At 69.4% G+C, this 26386-nt stretch carries 24 protein-coding genes; 10 read left to right on the forward strand and 14 right to left on the reverse strand.

The features are described 5' to 3' along the window. Nucleotides 1–20 precede the first annotated feature (20 nt). Complete coding sequence (locus ACLJPX_RS04480; RefSeq protein ID WP_410598849.1) at nt 21–821, reverse strand: alpha/beta fold hydrolase; 801 nt, start codon at nt 819–821, stop codon at nt 21–23. Nucleotides 822–896: 75 nt separating this feature from the next. Next, entirely contained in the window at nt 897–3704 is a 2808-nt protein-coding gene (locus ACLJPX_RS04485) for an aconitate hydratase (RefSeq protein WP_410598850.1), read from the reverse strand. A 342-nt stretch (nt 3705–4046) separates the two neighbouring features. On the opposite strand from ACLJPX_RS04485, the gene ACLJPX_RS04490 reads away from it, so the two are divergent. From ACLJPX_RS04490 to ACLJPX_RS04515, 6 genes are all read left to right on the forward strand, one after another. Continuing rightward, entirely contained in the window at nt 4047–5405 is a 1359-nt protein-coding gene (locus ACLJPX_RS04490; protein ID WP_410598851.1) for an NlpC/P60 family protein, read from the forward strand. 2 nt (nt 5406–5407) lie between these two features. After that, entirely contained in the window at nt 5408–5950 is a 543-nt protein-coding gene (locus tag ACLJPX_RS04495) for a molybdenum cofactor guanylyltransferase (RefSeq protein WP_410598852.1), read from the forward strand. 42 nt (nt 5951–5992) lie between these two features. Further along, a complete protein-coding gene (locus tag ACLJPX_RS04500) occupies nt 5993–8245 on the forward strand; it encodes a P-loop NTPase fold protein (protein WP_410598853.1) in 2253 nt (750 codons plus the stop codon). Nucleotides 8246–8369: 124 nt separating this feature from the next. Next, nucleotides 8370–9440, forward strand: coding sequence for an AAA family ATPase (locus ACLJPX_RS04505; RefSeq protein WP_410598854.1), 1071 nt, complete (start codon nt 8370–8372; stop codon nt 9438–9440). A gap of 69 nt (nt 9441–9509) precedes the next feature. Beyond that, entirely contained in the window at nt 9510–10394 is an 885-nt protein-coding gene (locus tag ACLJPX_RS04510; protein ID WP_221473007.1) for a DUF58 domain-containing protein, read from the forward strand. Then, complete coding sequence (locus ACLJPX_RS04515) at nt 10391–11371, forward strand: VWA domain-containing protein (RefSeq protein ID WP_410598855.1); 981 nt, start codon at nt 10391–10393, stop codon at nt 11369–11371. The genes ACLJPX_RS04510 and ACLJPX_RS04515 overlap by 4 nt, the downstream gene beginning before the upstream one ends. 84 nt (nt 11372–11455) lie before the next feature. Here ACLJPX_RS04515 and ACLJPX_RS04520 read toward each other — a convergent pair whose 3' ends face one another. Beyond that, nucleotides 11456–11917 (reverse strand): tRNA (cytidine(34)-2'-O)-methyltransferase, encoded by a 462-nt coding sequence (locus ACLJPX_RS04520; RefSeq protein ID WP_101607632.1) that lies wholly within the window; start codon nt 11915–11917, stop codon nt 11456–11458. Nucleotides 11918–12027: 110 nt separating this feature from the next. Between ACLJPX_RS04520 and ACLJPX_RS04525 the strand changes: the two genes are divergently transcribed. Next, nucleotides 12028–13623, forward strand: coding sequence for an alkaline phosphatase D family protein (locus ACLJPX_RS04525; RefSeq protein WP_410598856.1), 1596 nt, complete (start codon nt 12028–12030; stop codon nt 13621–13623). Here the strand turns inward: ACLJPX_RS04525 and ACLJPX_RS04530 are convergent. The 6 genes from ACLJPX_RS04530 to ACLJPX_RS04555 form a co-directional block, all read right to left on the reverse strand. Further along, nucleotides 13611–14042, reverse strand: a complete 432-nt coding sequence (locus ACLJPX_RS04530; protein ID WP_101607634.1) for an acyl-CoA thioesterase — start codon at nt 14040–14042, stop codon at nt 13611–13613. The two genes, ACLJPX_RS04525 and ACLJPX_RS04530, sit on opposite strands and share 13 nt — an antisense overlap. Before the next feature lie 95 nt (nt 14043–14137). After that, on the reverse strand, nt 14138–15424 hold the full coding sequence (locus ACLJPX_RS04535) for an alpha/beta hydrolase family protein (protein ID WP_410598857.1): 1287 nt from the start codon (nt 15422–15424) through the stop codon (nt 14138–14140). Nucleotides 15425–15525: 101 nt separating this feature from the next. Next, nucleotides 15526–16467 carry a TAXI family TRAP transporter solute-binding subunit gene (locus tag ACLJPX_RS04540; RefSeq protein WP_410598858.1) on the reverse strand — a complete coding sequence of 314 codons (942 nt, stop codon included), beginning with the start codon at nt 16465–16467 and terminating at the stop codon, nt 15526–15528. Continuing rightward, nucleotides 16464–17867: a sensor histidine kinase gene (locus ACLJPX_RS04545; RefSeq protein WP_410598859.1), complete on the reverse strand. Its 1404-nt coding sequence runs from the start codon at nt 17865–17867 to the stop codon at nt 16464–16466. Before ACLJPX_RS04545 ends, ACLJPX_RS04540 begins: the two co-directional genes overlap by 4 nt. Nucleotides 17868–17870: 3 nt before the next feature. After that, nucleotides 17871–18539 (reverse strand): response regulator transcription factor, encoded by a 669-nt coding sequence (locus ACLJPX_RS04550; protein WP_410598860.1) that lies wholly within the window; start codon nt 18537–18539, stop codon nt 17871–17873. A gap of 10 nt (nt 18540–18549) precedes the next feature. Continuing rightward, nucleotides 18550–19902, reverse strand: coding sequence for an MFS transporter (locus ACLJPX_RS04555; RefSeq protein ID WP_410598861.1), 1353 nt, complete (start codon nt 19900–19902; stop codon nt 18550–18552). Nucleotides 19903–20093: 191 nt separating this feature from the next. On the opposite strand from ACLJPX_RS04555, the gene fabG reads away from it, so the two are divergent. Together fabG and fabI are read left to right on the forward strand one after the other, a co-directional pair. Further along, a complete protein-coding gene (gene fabG, locus ACLJPX_RS04560) occupies nt 20094–20798 on the forward strand; it encodes a beta-ketoacyl-ACP reductase (RefSeq protein WP_101607639.1) in 705 nt (234 codons plus the stop codon). A 49-nt stretch (nt 20799–20847) separates the two neighbouring features. Further along, on the forward strand, nt 20848–21615 hold the full coding sequence (gene fabI, locus ACLJPX_RS04565; RefSeq protein WP_410598862.1) for an enoyl-ACP reductase FabI: 768 nt from the start codon (nt 20848–20850) through the stop codon (nt 21613–21615). Between the two features lie 66 nt (nt 21616–21681). On the opposite strand, the gene ACLJPX_RS04570 is transcribed toward fabI, so the two are convergent. The 3 genes from ACLJPX_RS04570 to ACLJPX_RS04580 form a co-directional block, all read right to left on the reverse strand. Continuing rightward, entirely contained in the window at nt 21682–22086 is a 405-nt protein-coding gene (locus ACLJPX_RS04570) for a nuclear transport factor 2 family protein (protein ID WP_410598863.1), read from the reverse strand. Nucleotides 22087–22095: 9 nt separating this feature from the next. After that, the gene (locus ACLJPX_RS04575; RefSeq protein ID WP_410598864.1) at nt 22096–23292 is read right to left on the reverse strand and encodes a Cmx/CmrA family chloramphenicol efflux MFS transporter; all 1197 of its coding nucleotides are present in this window, start codon (nt 23290–23292) and stop codon (nt 22096–22098) included. Between the two features lie 71 nt (nt 23293–23363). Further along, nucleotides 23364–23948, reverse strand: coding sequence for a TetR/AcrR family transcriptional regulator (locus tag ACLJPX_RS04580; protein ID WP_410598865.1), 585 nt, complete (start codon nt 23946–23948; stop codon nt 23364–23366). Between the two features lie 85 nt (nt 23949–24033). Here ACLJPX_RS04580 and ACLJPX_RS04585 point away from each other — a divergent pair, with 85 nt between their 5' ends. Beyond that, entirely contained in the window at nt 24034–25080 is a 1047-nt protein-coding gene (locus tag ACLJPX_RS04585; protein ID WP_410598866.1) for a ferrochelatase, read from the forward strand. 60 nt (nt 25081–25140) lie between these two features. Here the strand turns inward: ACLJPX_RS04585 and ACLJPX_RS04590 are convergent, their stop codons facing one another. Then, on the reverse strand, nt 25141–25752 hold the full coding sequence (locus ACLJPX_RS04590) for a hypothetical protein (protein ID WP_410598867.1): 612 nt from the start codon (nt 25750–25752) through the stop codon (nt 25141–25143). Further along, nucleotides 25749–26336: a TetR/AcrR family transcriptional regulator gene (locus ACLJPX_RS04595; RefSeq protein ID WP_410598868.1), complete on the reverse strand. Its 588-nt coding sequence runs from the start codon at nt 26334–26336 to the stop codon at nt 25749–25751. The genes ACLJPX_RS04590 and ACLJPX_RS04595 overlap by 4 nt, the downstream gene beginning before the upstream one ends. Nucleotides 26337–26386: the final 50 nt, after the last annotated feature.

The raw sequence follows: 26386 nt of genomic DNA on the forward strand, positions 1-26386 counted from the left end.
CTGCTTGAAGCGCTCGGCGGTCAACAGCCCAGGAAATCCAGCAGGATCCGGGAAAACTCCGCGGGTTTCTCCAGATTGACCATGTGCGCGACCCCGGGAACCCTGATTTCCCGGGCATCGTGTGCCTCGCGTTCGATCTGGTCGGCGATGTCGAGGATGTCCGAGGAATCGAGGTCGCCCACCAGCGTCAGGGTGCGCGGGCTCAACTCGCCGGTGCGCTCGATGGCCCGTAGTTCGTCCATCAGTATGAAGCCGCTGCCGCGGTGCCGGGTGATCGTGTGCGTGTACATCTCCTGGCACCGGCGGCGGATTTCCGGATCGACGTCCGCCGGTGCGCGCCGGGGGCCGTCCACCCACATCCGCAGAACACATTCGATGGCGGCGGGAAGATCGCCTCTGGCACCCGCTTCTTCGAGTTTCTTGTTCTGCTCCAGGACAAAGGGGTCCTTCGTCGTCATCGCGCTGAGGCCGGTGGCCACGAGGACGAGGTTGTCGACGAGGTCCGGATACGTCAGTGCGAAGTCGACCGCGATCCGCCCGCCGCCGGACAGGCCGACCAGCGAAGCGCGGGGGAGTTCCAGCGCGGTCATCAGCGCGCGGAGATCCTCGTAGTGCTTGAACCGTTCTGTCGGCGTGGACGACTCGCCGTGTCCCCGCGCGTCGTAGCGGATGGCCGTGTAGCGCCCTTCGAGCACCGCCATCTCGGCGTCCCACATCCGCGAGTCGAGCATCCCGCCGTGCAGCAGGATGACGGGATCACCCTCGCCCCGGAGCTCGTACGCCAGTTCACCGTTCTCGACCGGAATTCTCCCGCTGGGCATACCCGTCACGGTACCGAAAATCGCGAAAGGCCCCCTTCCCCAAAGTGCGGGGAAAGGGGCCTTCGCGTGTGGTGCTTACGCCTGGGTCATCTTCCGCAGGACGTACTGCAGGATGCCGCCGTTGCGGTAGTAGTCCGCCTCACCCGGGGTGTCGATGCGGACGTCCGCGTCGAACTCCACCTTGGTGCCGTCGGTCTTCGTCGCGGTGACGTGGACCGTGCGGGGGGTTTCGCCGTCGTTCAGCTTCGTGATGCCCGAGATGTCGAACGTCTCGGTGCCGTCGAGGCCGAGCGACGAGGCCGACTCGCCCGCCGGGAACTGCAGCGGGATGACGCCCATGCCGATCAGGTTCGACCGGTGGATCCGCTCGAACGACTCGGTGATCACCGCGCGCACGCCCAGCAGCGAGGTGCCCTTGGCCGCCCAGTCACGCGACGAGCCGGAGCCGTACTCCTTGCCGCCCAGGACCACCAGCGGGATGTTCTGCGCCGCGTAGTTCTGCGCCGCGTCGTAGATGAACGACTGCGGGGCGTCGTCCTGGGTGAAGTCGCGGGTGTAGCCGCCCTGCACGTCGTCCAAGAGCTGGTTGCGCAGCCGGATGTTCGCGAAGGTGCCGCGGATCATGACCTCGTGGTTACCGCGACGCGAGCCGTAGGAGTTGAAGTCCTTCTTCTCCACGCCGTGCTCGGTCAGGTACTGCGCGGCCGGGGTGCCCGGCTTGATGGCGCCGGCGGGGGAGATGTGGTCGGTGGTGACCGAGTCGCCCAGCTTCGCCAGCACGCGCGCGCCCGAGATGTCGGTGACCGCCGACGGCTCCGCCTTCATGCCGTCGAAGTACGGGGGCTTCCGGACGTAGGTGGACTCCGCGTCCCAGTCGAAGGTCTTGCCCTCGGGGGTCGGCAGCGACTTCCACCGCTCGCCACCGTCGAAGACGTCGGCGTAGTCCTTGGTGAACATCTCCTGCGTGATCGCGTAGTCGATGGTCTCCTGGATCTCCTTGGCCGCGGGCCAGATGTCCTTCAGGAAGACGTCGTTGCCTTCGGTGTCCTGGCCGAGCGGCTGGTTCTCGAAGTCGAAGTCCATCGTGCCGGCGAGCGCGTACGCGATGACCAGCGGCGGCGACGCGAGGTAGTTCATCTTCACGTCGGGGTTGATCCGGCCTTCGAAGTTCCGGTTGCCCGAGAGCACCGAAACCGCGGTGAGGTCGTTCTCCTGGATCGCCGCGGAGATCTCGTCCGACAGCGGGCCCGAGTTGCCGATGCAGGTGGTGCAGCCGTAGCCGACCAGGTGGTAACCCAGCTTCTCCAGGTACGGCCAGAGACCGGCCTTGTTGTAGTAGTCGGTGACGACCTGCGAACCCGGCGCCATCGAGGTCTTGACCCACGGCTTGACCGCGAGGCCCTTGTCGACCGCGTTCCGCGCGAGCAGCGCCGCGCCGAGCATGACCGACGGGTTGGAGGTGTTGGTGCACGAGGTGATCGAGGCGATCACCACGGCGCCGTGGTCGAGGATGAACTCGCCGCGGTCCGACGTGCTGACCTTGACCGGGTTGGTCGGGCGGCCGCTGTGGCCGTTCGCCGCCGACTGGATGTCGACCGCGCCCTCGTCCTTGAAGGAGAGGGCGGCCGGGTCGCTGGCCGGGAAGGACTCCTCGACGGCTTCGTCGACGTTGGTGTGCGGGGGCTGCTCGCCGCCGACGTAGTCGTGGATCGACTTGCGGAACGAGTTCTTCGCGTCGGTCAGCTCGATGCGGTCCTGCGGGCGCTTCGGGCCGGCGATCGACGGGACGACCGTCGAGAGGTCGAGCTCGATGTACTCGGAGTACTCCGGCTCGTGCGACGCGTCGTGCCAGAGGCCCTGCTCCTTGGCGTAGGCCTCCACGAGCGCGACCTGCTCCTCGGACCGGCCGGTGAGCTTGAGGTAGCGGACGGTCTCCTCGTCGATCGGGAAGATCGCCGCGGTGGAGCCGAATTCCGGGCTCATGTTGCCGATGGTGGCGCGGTTGGCCAGCGGCACCGCGCCGACGCTCTCGCCGTAGAACTCGACGAACTTGCTGACCACACCGTGCTTGCGCAGCATCTCGGTGATGGTGAGCACGACGTCGGTGGCGGTGACGCCGGTCGGGATCTCGCCGGTGAGCTTGAAGCCCACGACGCGCGGGATGAGCATGGAGACCGGCTGGCCGAGCATGGCCGCCTCGGCCTCGATGCCGCCGACGCCCCAGCCCAGCACGCCGAGGCCGTTGACCATCGTGGTGTGCGAGTCGGTGCCGACGCAGGAGTCGGGGTACGCCTGGCCGTTGCGGGACATCACCGTGCGCGCGAGGTGCTCGATGTTGACCTGGTGCACGATGCCGGTGCCCGGCGGGACGACCTTGAACTCGTCGAAGGCGCCCTGGCCCCAGCGCAGGAACTGGTAGCGCTCGCGGTTGCGCTCGTACTCGATCTCGACGTTGCGCTCGAAGGCGTCGGCGCGGCCGAAGACGTCGATGATGACCGAGTGGTCGATGACCAGTTCGGCGGGCGCGAGCGGGTTGACCTTGTCCGGGTCGCCGCCGAGGTCGGTGACGGCCTCGCGCATGGTGGCGAGGTCGACGACGCAGGGGACGCCGGTGAAGTCCTGCATGATCACGCGGGCGGGCGTGAACTGGATCTCGATCGACGGGTCGGCTTTGGCGTCCCAGTTGCCGAGCGCGCGGATGTGGTCGGCGGTGATGTTCGCGCCGTCCTCGGTCCGCAGCAGGTTCTCGAGCAGGATCTTCAGGCTGTAGGGAAGGCGCTCAGAGCCCTCGACCTTGTTCAGGCGGAACACCTCGTAGGAGGCGTCGCCCACCTTCAGCGTGTCCTTGGCGCCGAAGCTGTCCTTGCTGGCAGGTGCAGTCACTTCTAACTCCAGTGGCGGGTCAGTTCGGTGTGTTCTCCAGGTCGTTCGGGTCGACCAGGAGCGAGTGTTGCGCACCCCCACCGTAGGTCCGGACCCGGGATGGCACACCTCGTTCGTCCCCACAAACAGTACGCCTGTCCTTTTTAGCTTGCAAGCCGACACGCGCGTAGGGAACGTCTCAGCGACCTGCGGCCATTCGAGTGACGAAGCGACCGTCTGTTCGTCCCCCGTTGAGGGGAAATGGTGCCTACGGTGTGTAAGTTCCTGGTGGTGCTTCTGGTAATGCTGTTGCAGCAGTGGCACAGTGAGCTCGTTGTTACAAGATCAGGAGGTGGGCGGATCGTGCGTGGTGAGACCGGGTCCGGGACCAGTGCCCGCCGAGGCATGACCATCGGGGCGCTCGGCGTCGCCTTGTTGCTCGGGGTGACCGGCACGGGCCTCGCGGTCCCGCCGCCCCCGCCGAACCCCAGCGACTCCGAAATCAACTCGAGCAAGGCCGACGCCAACGCCAAGGCGGGCGATGTCGGCAGGCTCACCAATCAGCTGGCCCAGGCCGAGTCGAAGCTCTCTCAGCTCAACGACGAGGTCGAGCTGAAGATGGAAGAGGCCAACAAGGCCCGGGTCGACGCGGAGACCGCGCAGGACGAAGCCGCGCAGGCCGACCGCGACGCGCAGTCGGCGCGCACGGAGTCCGACGCCGCGCAGGCCACCATCGACAAGGCGCGTGCGGACCTCGACAAGTTCGCCGCCGCCAGCTTCCAGCAGGGCAGCACGGTCGGCTCGGTGTCGGCGTACCTGACCGCCGACAGCCCCAAGGAACTCCTCGGCCGCGCCCAGATGCTCGACGCGGTCGGCGGCAGCAGGCTCAACGCGCTCGACACGATGAAGCGCGCGCAGACGGAGAAGTCCAACAAGGACGCGACCGCGCGCAAGAAGCTGGAAATCGCGCAGGAGCGCAAGCGAGCGGCCGAGGCGGCCAAGCACGAGGCCGACAACGCCCAAAGCGCCGCGCAGCACGCGCAGGACACCCAGGCCACGCAGAACGGCCTGCTGGAAGCCGACAAGACGAACGTCGAGAAGCAGCTCTTCGAAGCGCAGCAGAAGGTCAGCGGTCTTCAGGGGCAGCGGCAGCGCTACGAGGACTGGAAGGCGCAGAAGGCCCGCGAGGACGAGGAACGCGCTCGCCAGGCCGCTCTCGCCGCGTCTCGACCGAGCCCCAGCCAGGGTGGCGGTGGCCGTCCGTCGAGCGGCAGGCCCGCCCAGTCGGCGCCCGCCGGGTCGAGTGTCGAGGCCGTCGTCCAGCGGGCTTTGTCGCAGCTGGGACTTCCGTACGCGTGGGGTGGCGGCAACGGCTCCGGGCCGACACGCGGTATCCGCGACGGCGGCACGGCGGATCGCTACGGCGACTACATGAAGATCGGCTTCGACTGCTCCGGGCTGATGATCTACGCGTTCGCCGGGGTGCGGTCGCTCCCGCACTACAGCGGCTATCAGTACAACGCAGGGCGGAAGGTGCCGCTTTCGCAGATGCGCCGCGGCGACATGCTCTTCTGGGGCGGCAGCGCGCGGGGTATCCACCACGTCGCGATGTACCTCGGGAACGGGCAGATGGTCGAAGCGCCGCAATCGGGTCTGCGGGTCCGGATCGCGCCGGTGCGCTACGGCGGCATCATGCCGTACGCGGCCCGCCTGATCGGCTAGGCGTGGCCTACGCGGGGATCGTGCTGGCGGGCGGCGCCGCGCGCCGTCTGTCCGGTGTGGACAAACCCGCGCTGACCGTCGGCGGGAAACCGTTGCTCGCCAGGGCTCTCACGGCGCTCGCCGACGCGGACCCGGTGATCGTCGTCGGCCCGGAACGACCGGGGTTCGGCGACGTCCTCTGGACGCGGGAGTCATCGCCGGGAACGGGTCCGGTGGCCGCGGTGGCGGCGGGACTCGCCCTGGTGCGCACGGAGGTCGTCGTGGTGCTGGCCGGGGATCTCGCCGGGGTCCGGAAGTCCACTGTGGAACGGCTGGTGGCCGCGCTCGGGTCTGCTCCCGGTGCGGTTCTGGTCGACGCCGCGGGGGAGCGGCAGTGGTTGCTGGGCGCTTGGCGCACGGAAGCACTGCGCGGCGCCTTGCCCGAGAAGGTGGAAAACGCGTCGCTGCGGCGGGCGCTGGGCGGGCTGGACCTCGTCGAGGTGGCCGAGGAACCGGGGGAGAGCGACGACATCGACACCCCGGAGGACCTGGACCGGCTTTCGTAGCGTTCCCGGGAACCCGTTGACGCGGTTCGGCATCATAAGCCGGTGAGCGACCACCATCTTGACGAAACCGAGTCGGACGTCCTGCGTGACGGCGAAGGGTTCATCGAGGATTTCGACACTTGGTTGTCTTTGCTCGCGCTGGAGGACGTACTCGACGAGGCGCTCGGCGAGCCGGAGATCGCCGCCGGTCTCCATCGGGAAGGTCTGCGTGCCGACGACGCGAGGAACGCCGTCCTCGGCAGCGCCACCGCTCTCGCGCGGATCCGGATGGAACGGGAACGGGCGGGTGTGGTCTTCGACCGTCCCCGGCGGCTCCCGCTCCGGCAAATGACCCTCCGGGAGGCAGGATGGCTGGCCGTGACCTGCGCCCTGCTGGTGGGCTACCTCCGGATCCTGCAGCTGTCGTGGCAGGCGATGCCTCTGGGCTTTCAGCTGGTCGGGGTACTGGGACTCGGGGCGGTGATCGGGATGGCCGTCCTGGTCATCAGCCGCCGGATCCCCGGTCTGTTCGTCACCGAAGGCAGGGAACGCGGGACGGACCGGGCCCATCCCGAGATGATCGGGCTGGGTGACCGGTGGGAGTTCGTGTTGCACGAAATCGTCCTGCCGGAGCTGCGTGACCACATCCGCGATCACCGGCGGATCCGTGACCGGGTGAACCTCGTCTTCGAAGATCCCGACGCCTCGGCGGAGCTGGAAGCGGGTCTCGTCCGGACCGCCGCGGTGAAGCGGCTTCGCCGGATCGTCGACCGGGCGGAGTCGGTGGCCGTCGCACTGGCCGGGCACCGGGGGACCGGCAAGACCACGTCGATCCGGTCGCTGGAACAGGGTTTGCTGAGCCGATCCGATCAGGCGGCACCGCTGGTCGTGGTCGCCTCCGCGCCCGCCGCGTACGAGGCACGGGACTTCGTGCTGCACCTGCACGCGCTGCTCTGCAAGGCGGTGCTGGCGAAGATCTCGAAGGGATCGCGAGCCGTGCCCGGCCGTCTTCGGCGGCGGGCGGCGTTCGGGCGGTTGCTCCGGACGTCGTTGGCGTTCCTGGTGTTCTGGGGAGTGGTGGCGGTCGCCGTCCGGCTCCTGTGGGGCGGGACGGCGGCGCAGGACCTCGGGACGTTGGCGGTCGAGGTCGTGAACGGACGCGTGACGCTTCAGCAGCTGTGGACAGGCCAGCCGACAGCACGGCTCATCGCGCTCGGGTTGGTGTCGATGTTCCTGCTGCGGCTCGTGATCGGTGTACTGGCCGCCGGTGCCACGGTCACGCGCCTGCTGATCGCGCGCCGCCGCGATGTCCACCTGGCGGGCTTCCGGCGCGTCACCGAACAGCAGCTCGATCGGATCCGGTTCTTGCAGACCTACACGACCGGATGGTCCGGGAAGCTCAGCATGCCGCTGAAGGGGGAAGCCGGCCGGACGTGGTCGACTCAGCGCGCCGAGCAGCAACTCACCCATCCGGAGGTCGTGGACAAGTTCCGGGAGTTCGCCGAACTCGCCGCGGTGAACCTCGCTGGGCGAGTCGTGATCGCGATCGACGAACTGGACAAGATCGGGGAGCCCGACAAGGCGCACCAGTTCATCAACGACGTGAAAGGTGTCTTCGACGTCCCAGGATGCCTGTTCTTCGTGTCCGTTTCGGACGACGCCGTTCTCGGTTTCGAACAGCGCGGGCTCGGCGTCCGTGACGCCTTCGACAGCGCGTTCTCGGAGATGGTGCGGCTCGAACCGTTCACTTTGGACGAAAGCAGGCTCTGGATCGCCTTGCGGTTGCGGGGGGTCTCCGAGCAGTTCTGCTATCTGGCGCACTGTCTTTCGGGCGGCTTGCCGCGCGACCTCAAACGCTGCGCCGTCGAAATGGCGGATCTCGCGAGCGAGATCTACCAGCCGTCCTTGGCGGTCGTCGCGCGGAGCCTCGTCGCCGGGGAGTTGACCGGCAAGACCCGGGCCTTCACCGCTACCGCGGCCACCCTGGAACGGTCGCCGGAACTGGTCGCGTTGACCACGGATCTGCTCGGTATCCCGGGAACCGACGCACCGGAGGAACTGGCCGAGATCGCCGGCCGCCTGGTGCGGACCGAAGAGGACACCGCCGCGCCGATCAGCGATCTGCGATGGCACAGCGGCTGTTTCGTGCTGTTCTGCGCGACGGTGCTGGAAGTCTTCGACGACACGCTGACCGGTGACCGGCTGAGCCCCGGGTTGCACCGGCTCGCCGCCGTCCGGCAGCGGATGGCCATGCACCCACGGCAGGCGTGGGACGACCTGGTGGAATTCCGGAAGGGGCGGGGTTCGGGAGAGTAGACCGAGGCCCTTCACAGCCGTCATACCGGTGGTCGGGTTGGCTACCTTCACGAACGGCTGTGCCACCGACCACTACGGTCACATCCGGACGCAAGAACGCAAGCGGGGAACACAGGAGGCACGAGTGACCGAGCCCGGCTACGCCGACGGCGCGCAGCAGCAGCCCGGAACGCCGGCGCGGGACGCCCAGTTGCTGGAGCGGACCGTGTTCGAGGTCAAGCGGATCATCGTCGGCCAGGACAGGCTGGTCGAGCGGATGCTGGTCGGCTTGCTGGCCAGGGGCCATCTCCTGCTCGAAGGTGTGCCCGGTGTCGCGAAGACCCTCGCCGTCGAGACCTTCGCGCGAGTGGTCGGCGGCTCGTTCTCGCGGGTGCAGTTCACCCCGGACCTGGTCCCGGCCGACATCCTCGGCACCCGGATCTACCGCCAGGGCGCCGAGCGGTTCGACGTCGAGCTCGGCCCGGTGGTGGCGAACTTCGTGCTCGCCGACGAGATCAACCGCGCGCCCGCGAAGGTGCAGTCGGCGATGCTCGAGGTGATGGCCGAGCGGCACGTGTCGATCGGCGGCCAGACGTTCCAGATGCCCGACCCGTTCCTCGTGCTCGCCACGCAGAACCCGATCGAGAACGAGGGCGTGTACCCGCTGCCCGAGGCGCAGCGCGACCGGTTCCTGTTCAAGATCGTCGTCGAGTACCCGACCGCCGAGGAAGAGCGGGAGATCATCTACCGGATGGGTGTCACCGCGCCCACGCCGCAGGAGGTGCTGAGCCCCAGCGAGCTGGTCCGGCTCCAGAACGTCGCCTCGCAGGTGTTCGTGCACCACGCGCTGGTCGACTACGTCGTCCGCCTCGTGCTCACCACCCGTACCCCGAACGACCACGGCCTCGCCGACGTCGCGGGCTGGGTGTCCTACGGTGCCTCGCCGCGTGCCAGCCTCGGCATCATCGCCGCCTCGCGGGCGCTGGCGCTGGTCCGCGGCCGTGACTACGTGCTGCCGCAGGACGTCGTCGACGTCGTTCCCGACGTGCTGCGTCACCGGCTCGTGCTGTCTTACGACGCACTGGCCGACGGCGTCCCCATCGACCACATCATCACGCGGGTGCTGCAGACCGTGCCGCTGCCGCAGGTCTCGGCCCGTCCGCAGGGCGGCACCGGGCAGGGCGGCCCGGTCCCGGCCGGCGCACCGGTCAGGTAAGGACGAAGCGTGAAGAACGAGAAGGGCGAACGTCCTTCCTGGGCACCGCCGGTACTCCGCGGGGAGCGGATGGAGGCGGGCCTGCGCACGCTCGAACTCGACGTGCGCCGCCGTCTCGACGGTCTGCTGCAGGGAAACCATCTCGGCCTGGTGCCGGGGCCGGGTTCGGAACCGGGGGAGGCCCGGCCGTACCAGCCCGGTGACGACGTCCGCCGGATGGACTGGGCGGTCACCGCGCGGACGACGAGCCCGCACATCCGGGAGACCGTCGCCGACCGTGAGCTGGAGACGTGGCTCGTGGCGGACGTGTCCGCGAGCCTCGACTTCGGGACCGCGCTGTGCGAGAAGCGCGACCTGGTCGTCTGCGCGACGGCCGCGGTCGCCCATCTGACCGGCGGAGGCGGCAACCGGATCGGCGCGCTCGTCTCCAACGGGGCGGGCAGCATCACGCGGATCCCGGCGCGCGGCGGGCTCCCGCACGCGCGGGGGCTGGTCCGCAAGCTCGCCGAGACCCCGCGTGCCGAGGAAGGTGTCCGCGGGGATCTCGCCGCGGCACTGGAGAAACTGCGCCGTCCGCCCCGCCGTCGCGGGCTCGCCGTCGTGATCTCCGACTTCCTCGGCGACACCGAGTGGCAGCGCCCGTTGCGCGCGCTCGGCGGGCACCACGACCTCATCGCCATCGAAGTCCTCGACCCGCGCGACATCGACCTGCCCGACGTGGGCACCGTCGTGCTGGCCGACCCGGAGACAGGGAAACAGCGCGAAGTGCACGCTTCGGCCTTGCTGCGCAAGGAATTCGGCGCCGCGGCGCATGCTCACCGGCAGGAGGTCGCGGCCGCGCTGCGCCGCGCCGGTGCGGCGCATCTGGTGCTGCGCACCGATTCGGACTGGATCGCGGACATGGTCCGGTTCGTGGTGGCCCGCAAGCGCCGCTGGTCCGGTGGTGTCGCGTGAGCCTGACCGGATTCGCGTCGCCGTGGTGGTTCCTGTTGCTGCTGGCGGTCGCCGCGGTGGCCGTGGGCTACGTGCTTTCCCAGCGCGCGCGGCGCAAGCGCACGATGCGGTTCGCCAACCTGGAGCTGCTGGACAAGGTCGCGCCGAAGAGCCAGGGCTGGGTGCGGCACGTTCCCGCCATCCTGATCGTGCTCTCGCTGCTGGTGCTCACCGTCGCGCTCGCCGGGCCGACGGCCGAGCAGAAGGTGCCCCGCAACCGGGCCACCGTGATGCTGGTGATCGACACCTCGCTGTCGATGGAAGCCACCGACGTCGCCCCGACCCGGCTGAAGGCGGCCCAGGAGTCGGCGCGCTCGTTCGCACAGAACATGACGCCCGGGGTGAACCTCGGGCTGATCTCCTTCGCGGGGACGGCGACCGTGCTGGTCGCGCCGACCACCGATCGCGGCGGTGTCGTGAAGGCGATCGACAACCTCAAGCTGGCGCAGTCGACCGCCACCGGCGAAGGGATCTTCGCCGCGCTGCAGTCGATCGAGAGCTTCTCGGCGATCGTCGGCGGCGCGGAAGGCCCGCCGCCCGCCCGCATCGTCCTGATGAGCGACGGCAAGCAGACCGTCCCGGACGACCTGTACGCACCGCGAGGCGGCTACACGGCCGCGCAGGCGGCGAAGCAGGCTCAGGTGCCGATCTCGTCGATCTCGTTCGGGACCACGCACGGCTCGGTCGACATCGACGGCAAACCGCAGGACGTGAAGGTCGACGACGAATCGCTGGAGGAGATCGCGCGGCTCTCGGGCGGCGACTTCTACAAGGCGGCGAGCGCGGACGAGCTGAAACGCGTGTACGACGACCTCGGTGAGCAGATCGGGTATGAGCTGAAGGACGCCGACGCGAGTCGTCCTTGGGTGATCCTCGGGACGCTGGTGCTGATGATCGGCGCCGCCGCTTCGCTCTTCTTGGGTCAACGACTGCCGTAGATCCTGCCCCCGGGCGTGCTATGAAAGGCCCGTTACTTGCAAAATTTGCAAGTAACGGGCCTTTCATAGCATTGGGGGAAGCGGTCAGGGAGTCGCGAAGCCGTTCTGCCGCCAAGCCTCGTAAACGCTGATCGCCGCGGTGTTCGCAAGGTTCAGCGACCGGCTCGACGGCAGCATCGGCAGCCGCACCCGGTCGGTCACCTGGGAGGACTCCTGGACGTCGAGGGGCAGTCCCGCCGACTCCGGACCGAACATCAGCACGTCTCCGGGCTCGTACGCGACGTCGGTGTGCAGCCGTGTCGCGGAGGCGCTGAACGCGAAGACCCGGGCGGGCAGCAGAGCCGCCCAGGCCGCGTCGAGGTCCGCGTGGACGTGGACGCGCGCGAGGTCGTGGTAGTCGAGGCCGGCGCGGCGCAGCTGCTTGTCCTCCAGCGTGAAACCGAGCGGCTCCACCAGGTGGAGCTCGCAGCCGGTGTTCGCGGTCAAGCGGATCGCGTTGCCCGTGTTGGGCGGGATTTCCGGGCGGTAGAACAGGATGCGGAACACGAGGGTTGATCGTCTTTCGTTCACGGGCGCTTCGCCTGAGGGCGGCCGGGAGGCCATATACGCGGACGAGCATGAGGCCGCCCGTGACCATCCCACCACAGGAGGGCTTCATGCCTTCGCTCCCTCACCCCCTGTCGCGGCGTCGCTTCCTCGGTTATGGCTCCGCAGGCGCGGCCGCCGTCCTGCTGGGGACCGGTGCCTGGAACGCCGCCGGCGCGATGCCGCTCGCGAGCGGCTCCGGAAATCCCTTCACCCTGGGCGTCGCGTCGGGTGACCCGTTGCCCGGCGGTGTGGTGCTCTGGACCAGGCTCGCGCCGAAGCCCTACGAGGCCGATGGCTTCGGCGGGATGCCCCGCAAGCCCGTTCGCGTCGAGTACGAGGTCTCGCTGGACGAGCGCTTCCGTGCCGTGATCCGCCGCGGTTCCGTGGTCGCCGCTCCCGAACTCGGCCACTCCGTGCACCCCGAGATCCACGGCCTCGCGCCGGATCACCAGTACTTTTACCGTTTTCGCACGGGCGGCGAGATCTCGCCCGTCGGCCGCACCCGGACGGCGCCGGTCGCGTGGTCGTCGCCGCGCGAGCTGAACTTCGCGTTCGCGTCCTGCCAGAGCTGGGAGGCGGGGCACTTCACCGCCTACGACCACATGGCGGCCGAGGATCTCGACCTGGTCGTGCACCTGGGCGACTACCTCTACGAAAGCGGCGTCACGGGGGTCGGCCGCGGAACTCCGGTCGGGTCGCAGTTCAAGGGCGAGACCTTCGACCTCGCGCGCTACCGGCTCCAGTACGCGCTCTACAAGTCCGAAGCGCCGCTGATGGCCGCCCACGCCGCCTTCCCGTGGATCCACGTCAACGACGACCACGAGGTGGAGAACAACTGGGCGGGCGACCTCTCCCAGGCCGACAACGAGCCCGACCAGGACCCGGCGGTGTTCCGCCAGCGGCGCGCGCAGGCCTTCCAGGCGATGTACGAGCACCTGCCGTACCGCATCGCCCAGCTGCCGAAGGGGCCGGACGCGCGTCTTCACCGGCGCCTGAGCTACGGCACGCTCGCCGACTTCACCATGCTCGACACCCGCCAGTACCGCGACGACCAGCCGTGCGGCGACGGCCAGTCGGCGAACTGCACCGAGCGGTTCGACGAGGACCGCACCCTGCTCGGTTCGGAGCAGCGGCGTTGGCTGCTCGACGGTTTCTCCCGGTCCCGCGCTCGCTGGCAGATCCTGGGCAACCAGGCGCCGATGGGCCAGACCGACACCGACGCGGGCGCCGCCACCAACGTCTACCTCGACCCGTGGGACGGCTACGTCGCCGACCGCGACCGCGTGCTCGCCGCGGCGCAGGACCGGGGCGTGCGGAACCTGGTGGTCATCACCGGCGACAGGCACCAGAACTACGCCTGGGACCTCAAACGCGACTTCGGCGACCCGGGTTCGCCCACCGTGGCGAGCGAGTTCGTCGGGACGTCGATCACCAGCGGCGGCAACGGCGCAGACATGACGCCCGCCGGCGAGAACCTGCTGAAGGCCAACCCGCACATGAAGTTCTTCAACAACCAGCGCGGGTACGTCCGGGTCAACGTCAACCGGCAGCGCTGGCGCAGCGACTTCCGGGTGGTGCCGTTCGTCAACACCCCCGGCGCGCCGATCAGCACGCGGGCCAGCTACGTCGTCGAGGACCGGCGCCCCGGCGTTCAGTCCGCCTGAGCGGGCAGGAGGGCGGCGTACACCTCGCGCACGACCGCGGGTGGCGCCGCCTTCTTGAGCGTCGCCGGATCGACGAAGACGTAACGGTTGGTCGCTTCGGTGCACACCGTGCCGTCGCGGCCGATCTCGAAGTCGATGATCAGCGACGTGGTTCCGAGATGGTTCAGGAACGCCGAGACGACCAGTTCGTCGTCGTAGCGGCAAGGCGCGCGGTAGCGGAGGTTCGATTCGGCGACGACGACGTCGACACCGAGGGCCAGCGCCGCTTCGTGGGAGCCGTAGAGGGTTCTTTCCACCTCGAACATGGCCATGTCCACGTAGGCGAGGTAGTTCGCGTTGAAGACGATGCCCTGTCCGTCGCACTCGTGGTAGCGCACGCGGAGCGGCATTTCGACGATCGGTTTCCGTGGCTCGGTCACCCTGCCAATGTAGGAGCTGAAGGACGCTTTCACCGCATCGCATGCGGTGAAAGCGCCCTTCGCCCGATGGTATGCGGGGAAAGTCCCCTTCAGTCCTACTCGATGAAGTCGATATTCGGGTGCCGCGGGGATTCCCCGTCGAACAGGTGCCGGTCACGGCCCTTCAGGTGCAGATCGAAGAACGCGCCGATGTAGTCCCGCTGCGCGGCGAGCGAACGACGGGGATCGATGGTGCCGATGGACGCCTTCCGCTTCTCCGGCGTCACCAGCGCGCCGAGCTGCGGCACGACGACCTGCAGATCGCTGTAGGACATGTGCGTGCTGCCGCCGCGCAGGAGCAGGTCCCGCTTCCAGCCTCGCTGGTTGGCCCAGAAATCCGCCCAGCTGCGGTCGAATTCCAGGGTGCGGTGCGTGTGCTCGAGCGGCTTCCCGTCCGGACCGACACCTTCGGCGCCCATCAGCAGGAACGGCCGGTCCAGACCGCGCTTCGTCACCTCTCCGGGGATGTAGGCGCTTCCCGGCGGGTAGCCGAACGCCGTCGCCATCGCGCCGTCCAGGTTGATCCCGGCGTCGACCCGGCGGTCGTGGACCATCGTCTCGCCCGCCGTGAACCCGCCGTAGGAATGCCCGTAGGCACCGACCTTCGACAGGTCGAGCGACCAACCGAGCCCGCGAGGGAGCGGCCGGTTCTCCGCGTCCGGGTTCTGCCCCCGAGTGATCTTCGCGAGCTGGTCGAGGACGAACCGGCTGTCGCCGACTCGCGCGTCGAGCGCCTTCTTCATGAATTCGGGACCCTCGCCCGGCGGGAGCGCCGTTTCGAGTCGCCCGCCGGGGAACTCGACCGCGGCGCTCTCGTAGGTGTGCGAGAGCGAGACGACCACGTAGCCGCGGCTCGCGAGGTCGTCGACGATCGCCGAGTACGTCTCTCGAGGTCCCCCGAAGCCGGGGGAGAAGAGCACGACCGGCTTTGGTGCGCCGGGCGCCGCCGGGACGCCGATCTCGGCCCGCCGCTTCGACGACGTCCAGTCGACGGAGCCGACCGGGACATCGAGGTCGTTCGGGTTCGCCAGCGCCTGGTCGATGACGGCGCTCATACCCGGCGTCAGCCACGGTGCTTGCGGGCCGTGGGCGAACCGGTCCGCCGGGTAGGTGACGGTGGCCATGACCTCCCGGCGCCGGTCCGGTTTCCACGGATCGGGCCGGGACCGGTCGACGAGGTGGAGGTCGGTGGTGCCGACCTCGTACTGGCCGGTGAGGGCGGGTGCGGTGAGTCTGACCTGCTCCGCCGCGACGGCGGGGGCGGCGGTGGCGAGCCCGCCGGCGAGCGCGAGGCCCGCGACGAGCGCCGAACCCCGCACCACCCTGGTGTGTCTCGATGACACTGCTGGAGTCCTTCCGGATCGGGGCGGTCCGACGACCGCCTCCCTTCCGACCATGGCAGCGCCACCGGGTGACGCGCATCCCTCTGGAGGTGGAGCCCCGATCACCCGTGCAGGGCACGGTAGGCCGACGCGGCACCAGGGTGCAGCGGCACCTTGCCGGTCCCGATCAGCGTCCGGACGTCGAGGAACTGGGTCCCGACGGCGGGTGCCGGGACGAGGTCGGCGGCGTGCGCGGCCAGCACCCGCGCGACGGCGGCCGCGACGTCGTCGGGCAGGGAAGGAGCCGCCAAAAGGAGGTTCGCGACGCCGATCGTCCGCAGTTCGCCGACTCCCTGATAGGCCTGCGCCGGGACGTGGACCAGGTCGTACACCGGGCCGTGGCCCGCGCGCAAAGCGGGAAGGTGGGCGTCGAGCGGGAGAAGGGTGATCGGGGTGGTCCGGTTCAACTCGGTCAGCGCGGGCGTGGGGATCCCGCCGGACCAGAACAGCGCGTCGACCTCGTGCGCCACCAGCGCGTTGATCGCCTCCCCGAGCAGGAGGTTCTTCGCGTTCACCGGGATTTGGGCGCGGGCGAACAGCCGGGTGCTGAACACCGCGACCCCGGATCCGCTCGCGCCCATCGCGACCGGCCGCCCGGCCAGGTCGGCGAGTGAGCGCACGCCACCGTCCGCGCGGACCACGAGCTGGTGGTAGTTCTCGTAGACGCGGCCGATGGCCGAGAAAGCGATCGGGACGGAGAACGGCTCCGCACCGGCGAAGGCGGATTCGGCGACGTCACCGAGGACGAGACCGAGATCGGCCCGGCCGTCCCGCAGCCGTCGCAGGTTCTCGACGCTGGCCTCGGTCGCGACAGCCGTGGCGCGCAGCCGCGATTCCGCCCTGTTCAGCTGCTGGGCCAGCAGCTCCGCGAAGGCGAGATAGAAACCGCCGCTCTCGCCCGCCGCGATGACGACCTCTCGTTCCGGGCCCTGGTAGCCCGCCGTCGAGCAGCCCGCGAGCGTGGCCAGCCCGGCGAGGAGCGCGGTACGCCTGGTGACGGTCATGGCGTCTCCCCGGTGGAGAGGGGAAGTTCGACGCGGACTTCGAGCCCGTGCGGTTCCGCTGCCCGTAGCTCGAGTTTCCCGCCGCGGGCGAGCACGTGCTGGTTCGCGATCGCGAGTCCGAGCCCCGTTCCCCGCGGCGCTCCGTCGCCACCGGCACGCCAGAACCGCTCGGTCGCGCGTTCACGGTCCTCTGTGGACAGTCCAGGGCCGTTGTCGGACACGAAGACCGTGGCGGTCGCGTCGCCGGTCTCGTAGCCGGTGGTGATGGTCGCGCCCCGGCCCGCGTAGTGCACCGCGTTGTCCAGCAGGACATCCAGCACCTGGGCGAGATCGCCTTCGGTGCACCGCACCGGAACCGGCGGGTGGTGGCCCTCGGCGGCGGGGAGGCCGACTCCGGCGTCGTCGGCCGACGGACGCCACGCGTCGACCCGTTCGGCGAGCACGGAAGGAAGATCGCAGGGTTCGTCGTCGGCTTCGCCCGCGGCGAGCCGGGTCGCGGCGCTTTCGGCGAGCGCCAGCGCGAGCAGCCCGTCGAGCAGGGACTCCAGGCGTTCGACCTCCGCGACGGTCGCCCGGTAGGTCCGCTGGCCGTCGCCGTCGATCTGCGCGGCCAGTGAATCCACGCGCAACCGCAAGGCCGCCATGGGGTTCCGCAGCTGGTGCGACGCGTCCGCGACGAGCCGTCGCTGCTGTTCGGACGCTTCGACGACGGCGTCGGACATTCGGTTGAACGACGTCGCGAGCGAGCGCAGCTCCCTCGGCCCGGCTTTGTCGGGAACCTGCGCGCGGTGCCCGCCGGTCACCGCCCGCACGCCGGTCTCCAGTTCGTGCAGCGGCCGCACCATCCACCGCGCCAGCAGGACCGCGAGCAGCACGAACACCGCCGCGACCAGCACCGCGCCCGCGACGATCGCGGCCCAGCGGGTGGCGACGTCGGCCGCCGCCGTGGTCACCGACGCCCGCAGCACGACCACCCCGGCCACCCGGGTCCCGGTGCCGACCGGACGGGCGAAATAGACCGGATCCACCGACCACGGGCTCAGCTGTTCGGGGCCTTTCGCGGGCTGGTTGCGCAGCGCGGACTCGACGAGCGAGCGGACCACCGGCTCCGCGGCGGTCATCCCACCGGTTTCCACCAGCGGCATCCCGCGCGCGTCGACCACCACGACGGCTTCGCCGTATAACGACGAATACCGCGCCGCGTCGACCCCCAGCGCGGTCGGGTCACCGGCGTCGACGGCCTGCTGGGCGAGGACGACGAACCGGTCGACGTCGGCGTTGCGGGCGATGACCAGCTGCTGGGTCCGCTGGGCGGCGGTCGAGCCGAACAGCGGGATCGCGAACGCGGCGACCACGGTCAGCGCGAGCGCGACGAGGACGACCAGCAGCCGGGCACGCACCGGTCAGTCCCGGCCGAAGCGGTAGCCGAAACCCCGGATCGTGGTCAGCAGCCCCGGCCGGTCGAGTTTCGCGCGCAGCTGGGTCAGGTGCACGTCGAGCGAGCGGGAGACGGCGAGGTACGCGTCGCCCCAGACCTCGTCCATCAGCTGTTGCCTGCTCACCGCGGTGCCGGGCCGCGCGGCGAGCACAGCCAGGACGGCGAACTCCTTGGTCGTGAGCCCGATGTCGTTCCCGCCGACCAGCACCCGCCGTGCCGCGAGGTCGATTTCGACGTCCTCGACGCGGACGACGTCGTCCTGCGGCGTGGACGAGACGGCGGCGCGGCGCACGACCGCGTCCATCCTCGCCAGCAGTTCGGCGAGGCGGACGGGTTTGGTCAGGTAGTCGTCGGCGCCGAGCCGCAGCCCGCGCACCACGGACCGCTCGTCCCCGCGCGCGGTGAGGACCAGCACCGGCACCAGCGACACCTGACGTACCTTCCTGAGGACGTCGAGCCCGTCCATGTCGGGCAGGCCGAGGTCCAGCAGGATCACGTCGGCTTCGCGGTGCCGGTGCAGCGCGTCGCAGCCCCGGATCGCGTGGGAGACGGTGTGGCCGCGCGTCTGCAGTGTCTCGGCGAGCGCGTCGGCGACGCTGGTGTCGTCTTCGACGAGCAGCACCCGCACGGCCATTCCCTTCCGCCTAGCCTTCTCGGCCGGAAACCAGCTCGGGCTCCGGCTTCTTCTCGAGCTCCGAGGTCTTCGAGGTTTCCCGCATTGTGCCGTAGACGATGAGCGACACCAGGACACAGCCCGCGACGTAGAAGAAGAACACCGATTCGTGGCCCGCCCCCTTCAACGCCTGCGCGATGAGCTCGGCGGTGCCGCCGAAGATCGCCACCGTGAGCGCGTAGGGGAGGCCGACGCCGATGGCGCGGATCTTCGTCGGGAACAGCTCGGCCTTCACGATCGCGTTGATCGAGGTGTACCCGGTGACGATCACCAGGCCGGCGAGCATCAGCAGGAAGGCGAGCACCGGCTCCTGGGTCCCGCCCATCAGCGTCATGATCGGGACGGTCAGCAGCGTGCCCGCGATCCCGAAGAACATCAGCAGCGGGCGGCGGCCGATGCGGTCGGAGAGCTTGCCCGCGAACGGCTGCAGGATCGCGGCGACGAGGATCGCGCAGAACAGGATCAGCGTGACCGTCCGGCGCGGGATGCCCGCGGTGTTCTCCATGAACTTCTGGCTGTAGGTGGCGAAGGTGTAGAAGGAGACCGTGCCGCCGAGCGTGAGGCCGACGACGAGGGCGATTTCCTTGGGGTACTTGATCAGCGCGCGCAGCGTGCCCTTGTCACCCGCGTCCTTGCCGGTGCCGGACGCCTTGGCCTCCTCGAAGCTGGCCGATTCGTCCATCCCGCGGCGCAGGAACATCACCACGACCGCGGCCAGCGCGCCGACGACGAACGCGATCCGCCAGCCCCACGAGGTCAGCTGCTGCTCGGTGAGGACGGCCTGCAGCAGCAGCTGGAGGCCGAGCGCCAGCAACTGGCCGCCGTACAGCGTCACGTACTGGAAGCTGGAGTAGAACCCGCGTTTGCCGGGAGTGGCCACTTCGGACAGATAGGTCGCGGAGGTCGAATACTCGCCGCCGACCGAGAGCCCTTGGATGAGCCGGGCGACCAGCAGCAGAATCGGCGCGGCGATGCCGATCGTGGCGTAGGTCGGGGTCAGCGCGATCATCAGCGACCCGGCGGCCATCAACGTGACGGAAAGCACGAGTGCGCTTCGTCGCCCGAACCGGTCGGCGAACCGGCCCAGCATCCACCCGCCGAGCGGCCGCATGAGGAATCCGACGGCGAACACCGCCGCGGTGCCGAGGAAGGCCGCCGTCGTGTCCTTGGTGGGGAAGAAGGACTTCGCGAAGTACGTGGTGAAGGCGGCGTAGGCGTACCAGTCGTACCACTCGACCAGGTTGCCGATCGAGCCGCGCAGCACGTTGCCGACGACTCGCCTCTCGCTTACGGGCGGCGACGTTTCACCGATCCGGGTTGTCATCTTTGACCTCCTGTGTTCCGGCTCACGGTGAACAATCCGTGACGACGGGGCAAGGTCCCGGCCCGGTTCCTAACATCCGCTTAGGACGGTCGCGGTTACCCGGAGGTAGGGGTGGCGCGGCTCCGGCCGGTCCCGGGTGAGCCGATAACCTCAGGGCGTCAGCGGGACGAAGACGAGGCGAGGAGAGCTCTGTGGGACGGTCGGTACTGGTCACCGGCGGCAACCGCGGCATCGGTTTGGCGATCGCGAAGGACCTCGCGGCGCAGGGACACCAGGTCGCGATCACGCACCGCGGTTCCGGCGCGCCCGAAGGCCTCTTCGGGGTGCAGGCCGACGTCACCGACGCCGAGCAGATCGACGCCGCCTTCAAACTCGTCGAGGAGCACCAGGGTCCGGTCGAGGTCCTCGTCGCCAACGCGGGCATGACCGACGACACCCTGCTCATGCGCATGAGCGAGGAGCAGTTCACCCGCGTGGTGGACGCCAACCTCACCGGCGCGTACCGGGTCGCCAAGCGCGCCTCCCGCGGCATGCTGCGCGGGAAGTGGGGCCGCTACATCTTCATCTCGTCCGTCGTCGGCCTCACCGGGTCGGCGGGCCAGGTCAACTACGCGGCGAGCAAGGCCGGTCTCGTCGGTCTCGCCCGTTCGCTCGCGCGTGAGCTGGGCTCGCGCAACATCACCTCGAACGTCATCGCCCCCGGGTTCGTCGCCACGGACATGACCGACGAGCTCGGCGAGGACCGCAAGAAGGAGATCCTCGCCCAGATTCCCTCCGGCCGGTACGCCGAGCCGTCGGAGATCGCCGCCGCCGTCCGCTACCTCGCCTCCGAAGAGGCCGGTTACGTCAACGGCGCGGTGCTGCCGGTCGACGGCGGCCTCGGCATGGGCCACTGACGTCCCCCGTTTTCCCTTACCGACCGCATCATTCCGGACTGGAGGTCCCGTGCCAGGACTGCTCGAAGGCAAGCGCCTGCTGATCACCGGCGTCATCACCGACGCCTCGCTCGCGTTCCACGCGGCCAAGATCGCGCAGCAGGAGGGCGCGAAGGTCGTGCTCACCGGCTTCGGCAGGCTGTCGCTCGTCGAGCGCATCGCCAAGCGTCTCCCCGAGGAGGCGCCGGTGCTGGAGCTGGACGTCACCAACCAGGAGCACCTCGACTCGCTCGCCGACCGGGTCCGTGAGCACGTCGACGGGCTCGACGGCGTGCTGCACTCGATCGGGTTCGCCCCGCAGTCCTGCCTGGGCGCGCCGTTCCTCGACGCCCCCAGCGAGGACGTGAAGGTGGCCGTCGACGTCTCGGCGTACTCCTTCAAGTCCCTCGCGGTCGCGACCCTGCCGCTGCTTTCGCGTGGCTCGTCGATCGTCGGTATGGACTTCGATGCGCGCGTCGCGTGGCCCGCCTACAACTGGATGGGCGTGGCGAAGGCGGCGCTGGAGTCGGTCAACCGGTATCTGGCCCGCGACCTGGGCCCGCAGGGCATCCGGGTCAACCTGGTCAGCGCCGGCCCGATGAAGACCATGGCCGCGAAGTCGATCCCCGGGTTCTCCGACCTGGAGAACGGCTGGGGCGACCGCGCCCCGCTCGGCTGGGACAGCTCCGACCCGGACCCGACGGCGAAGTCCGTCTGCGCCGTGCTGTCGGACTGGCTGCCCGCGACCACCGGCTCGATGATCATGGTCGACGGCGGTCTGCACGCGACCGGTTTCTGAGGTCCTTTTCGCGCGTGAAGGCCCCCTTTCCTCGGCTGAACCGAGGGCAGGGGGCCTTCACGCGTTTCAGGGGAGGACGGCGTTCGCGACGTGCCAGGAGTCCTCGAGCAGCAGGTACTTGGTGATCGCGCCCTCGTCGTTCACCTCGAATTGGATGGTGAAGGCGGAGTCGATGACCTTGCCGGTGCTGCGGATGATCGAGCGCAGGCGGCCGATCGCGACCGCGTGCGGCCCGTCGACGAGGACGCGTTCGATCTCGAACCGGTCCTTGATGAGGCCCTTGTCGAGCAGGTCGTAGAACTCGCGGATCTCCGCCGGGTTCCGGCGCGGGCCGATCCACGGGACCAGCTCGGTCGCGCCGGGGATGTCCCACTCGACGGTGTCGGCGAAGAGGTCCGCCGCGCCATCGGTGTCCCCTGTGGACATCCGGCGGAAGAATTCGTCCAAAGTGGATCGTGTTCGGTCGGTCATGATTTCTCCTTACTGGGTAACGGGTTCGCGGAGCAGTCGGGTGTCGTCGGTACGCTGGACACCGGCGGCGAAGGTGAGCGTGAGCACTGTGGCGACCCCGAGCCCGACGCTCACCCACGCGACGCTGGGATAGCCGAGTCCGGCGTCGATCGACTCGCCGCCGAGCCACGGGCCGACGGTGTTGCCGACGTTGAACGCGGCTGTCGTGCTCGCGCCGACGAGGGTGGGCGCGTTGCCCGCCACGGCGAAGGCGCGGACGTTCAAAGCGGGGTTGACCCCGAAGCCCGCGACGCCGAACAGGAAGACGGCGAAGATCGCGACCGGGGTCGCCGGGCCGGAGAGCGCGAGCAGGACCAGGGCGAGCAGGGCGAGGGCGAGCAGGGCGAGGGCGAGGCCTCCGTAGAGGGTGGCGAAAGGCCTCGCGTCGGCGAGCCGCCCGCCGACGGTGATGCCGATCAGCGCGCCGAGCCCGAACAGGGAGAGCACTCCCGGCACCCAGCTCTCCGGCAGTCCGGCGACTTCGGTCAGCAGGGGAGCGAGGTAGCTGAAGGTCGCGAAGATCATCGCCTGGGCGAAGGCGATCACGCCGAGTGCCAGCCAGAACCGGCCGCCGCGGTACAGGCGGAGCTCGGTCGCGACGTCGGTTTTGTCGTCGCCGTTCTGGGTTTCCGGGACGAGGGCGAAGACGCCGATCAACGCGACGACGGTCAGCGCCGTGACCGCCCAGAACGCCGCCCGCCAGCCCGCGTGCTGGCCGAGGAAGGTCCCGGCGGGCACGCCGGCGATGTTCGCGATGGTGAGCCCGCCGACCAGGATGGCCAGCGCGCGGCCACGGCGTTCCACCGGGACCAGCGCGACCGCGGTGGCCGCCGCGACCGCCCAGAAACCGGCGCAGGCGACGGCGCTGACGACGCGGGTCGCGAAGAGCAGCGCGTATCCCGTGCCCAGCGCGCCGACGACGTGCGAGAGCCCGAAGACGACGAGCAGGGTCATCAGGGTGGCGCGCCTCGGCACCCTCAACGTCGCGATCGCCAGCAGGGGAGCACCGACGACCATGCCGATCGCGAAGGCGGAGATGAGCAGCCCGGCCTCCGGGATGCCGACGTTCAGATCGGCCGCCATCCCCGGCAGCAGACCGGTGATCATGAACTCGGACGTGCCGAGCGCGAACACGCTCAGTCCGAGTACGCAGACTGCCAAAGGCACGGGTCTTCCCTCCAGTTTTGTATTGATCAGTCCAAAATTTGGGCAGCGTTGCGCACAGGGGCTTGTTTCGGTTACTTCGCGGCGATCGCGTCCAGTGCGATGCCCGCGACCGCTTCCATCGCAGTCCGGTCGGCGCCGCGCCGGGACATCAGGCGGAGTCCGGCCACGGTGCTGTGCGCGAACTCGGCGAGGTCTTCCGGCTTGCGGGAGCCGTCGACGGTCCCGTCGATCTGTCCTTCTCTGGCGCAGGCCGAGAGAAGGACGAGGTGTCGTTTGGTGTCGGCGTCGATCCGCGCTTTGATCTTGGGATCACGGTCACCGAACTCGGCCACGGTGTTGACGACGAGGCAGCCCCGGCCTTGGTGGGCGACTTCCTCGTCGATCGTGTACGAGAACAGCGACCGGAACCGCTCGACGCCGGTCACGGCGTCCTCCAGCAGTGCCGTCCTGGCCGCGATCCCGCGCTCCGCGTAGTGATCGAGCGCGCGCATGAACAGTTCGTGCTTGCTGCTGAAGGTGTTGTAGATGCTGCTGCGGCCCAGGCCGGTGGCTTCGCAGAGGGCCTGGGTCGACGTGCCCTCGTAGCCGCGAACCCAGAACGCGTCCATGGCGCGCCCGACCGCGGCGCGCTCGTCGAATTCCTTCGGCCTGGCCATGGGAACGACCGTACCAGGTTTTGGATCGCTCAGTTCAAAACGGGCCGGGTCAGCGTGCGGGGCGCCACAGCGGCAAGATGGCAGGGTGGGTTATGACGCGCTGCTTTGGCTTTCGTTCGGTGGTCCCGAGGGGCCCGACGAAGTGATGCCGTTCCTGGAGAACGTCACGCGGGGCCGGGGGGTCCCGAGGGAACGGCTGCTCGAGGTCTCCGAGCACTATCAGCACTTCGGCGGGGTTTCGCCGATCAACCGCCTGAACCGGGACGCGATCTCCGCGGTGGAGAAGCAACTCGCCGCGGCGGGGATCGACCTGCCCGTCCACTTCGGCAACCGCAACTGGCGGCCGATGGTCGAGGAGACGCTGGCGGAGATCACCAAAGCGGGCGCTCAGCGTGTCCTGGTGTTCCCCACGAGCGCGTACGGCGGCTACTCCGCCTGCCGTCAGTACGACGAGGACATCGAGCGCGCCCGCGCGTCGGTCGGCGACGGTGCGCCGGAACTGGTGAAGCTGCGGCAGTTCTTCGACCACCCGCTGTTCATCGCCGCCTTCGCCGACGCCGTTCGCGCCGCGCACGCGAAACTGGGGAACCTGCCCGGAACCAGGACGGTCTTCTGCGCCCACTCGGTGCCGGACTCGGCCGACGCCGCGTCCGGGCCGCCCTCCGAAGGCGGCCACCGCTACTCGCGCCAGATCGCCGAGGCCGCCCGTCTCGTCGCGGCCGAGGCGGGCATCGAGACCTACGACGTCGTCTGGCAGTCGCGCTCCGGCCCGCCGCAGGTGCCGTGGCTGGAGCCGGACATCGTCGACCACATCGACGCGTTGCACGCGGACGGCGTCACTTCGGTGGTGGTCTGCCCGGTGGGCTTCGTGTCCGACCACCTCGAAGTGATTTGGGACCTCGACAACGAGGCCGCCGAGCGGGCCGCCGAACACGGCATGGGGTTCGCGCGGGCAGCGACTCCGGACACCGATCCGCGCTTCGCGGAGCTGGTCGTCGAGCTGATCCGTGAGCACACGGAGGGGGTTCCGGCGCGGAAGTTGTCGCCGTTCCCGGCCGCCGGGTGCACGGTGAACGGCGCGCCCTGCGCTGTGGGCTGCTGCGAGCCTGCGAAGCGCCCCGCGCGTCCGTAGTCGGTCGCCCCTCGTGAGTGGTACGGACGGTTAGAACCGTCCGTACCACTCACGAGGCGATCAGTGGTAGAAGCCTATGCTCCGCGAGCTGACCTTCAGCTGCTTCGTCGTGGTCAGCGTCCCGCCGTAGTGGTAACAGCGGATCCCTGTGTCGACCAGTTCGTCGTCGACGCCCAGCCGCACCGTCGTGACCTCCGGGATCTTGTCGCAGCGGAGCACGTCGTCGGCGTCGAGCGGGTCGCCGTTCTGGAAGGCCATGATCGATTCGTGGAACTCCCGGTGCACTTCTTCCCGGACGAGGAAGCGCGCCTTCGCGGTGATGTCCTGCTTGTAGGTGTCCATGGCTTTGCCGGGGTAATAGTCGTAGATCCGGGCGTCGATCTGGACTGTCTGGTCCTTGAACCGCGCCGAGCAGCTCAGGGAACTGCCGGAGAACTCGCCGCACTGGAGGGTGAGGCCGGGATTCGGCCCGCCGATCATGTCCTCCGCCCGTCCCTTGATCTCGTACTGGACTTTGCCCGCGAGTTCGCGCGGAGATTCCCCGCGGTCGGCCGCCGAGGTGGGGGCCGGGCTCGGTACGGGTTCCGTGCTGGCCTCGTCGTATCGCGGCCCGCATGCGCTGAGCAGGACGATCGATGCGGCGGCGAGGGCCGGCGCGGCGCGGCGGTTCATCGGGCTTTCCTTCGCGTGGCGGTGATCCGTGACAGGTGCAGGTCGATCAGGGCGATGGCCTCCTCGCCGGTCTGATAGCCCAGCAACACCGCGTCTCCCAGGCCGGACACCAGGGCCAGGAGTGAGACGGCCTCGGCGGGCGGGTCCACAGTGGACACGAGAGCGCCGTTGTCCCGTGCGGCCGCTAGCATGGCCGCCACCGCGTCGCGGAGCTGGCCGTGGCCGGTCCGGAAGTGGCCGGCGATCTCCGGGTCCTTGAGCGCGCGCACCAGGAAGGCGTTGGCCACCAGCGCGTCGTTCCGGGCGGCGTCGTCGAGGGGGAGCAGTGCGACGAGCAGATCCCGGACGCCGGGTTCGCCGGCCGTGGCGATGCGCTCCTCGACTCCGCCTCGCAAGGTCGTCGCCGCGTAGCGCAGCATGTCGTCCCTCGACGCGAAGTAGTGCTGGACGAACCCCTTCGAGATGCCGGCTTCGGCCGCGACCTCGTTCAGGCTGACCGCTTCGAGTCCCCGGTCGGCCGCGATGCGGCGGACGGCTGCGGCGATCTGCCGCCGCCGTTCCTCGTGATCGACTCGTTTGGGCAACCCCGCCTCCTTTGCGGTCCGATCGGATTGCAAACTTGTCACCAACTGCT

The organism is Amycolatopsis sp. lyj-90 (genome assembly GCF_046549035.1).
GTDB lineage: Bacteria > Actinomycetota > Actinomycetes > Mycobacteriales > Pseudonocardiaceae > Amycolatopsis.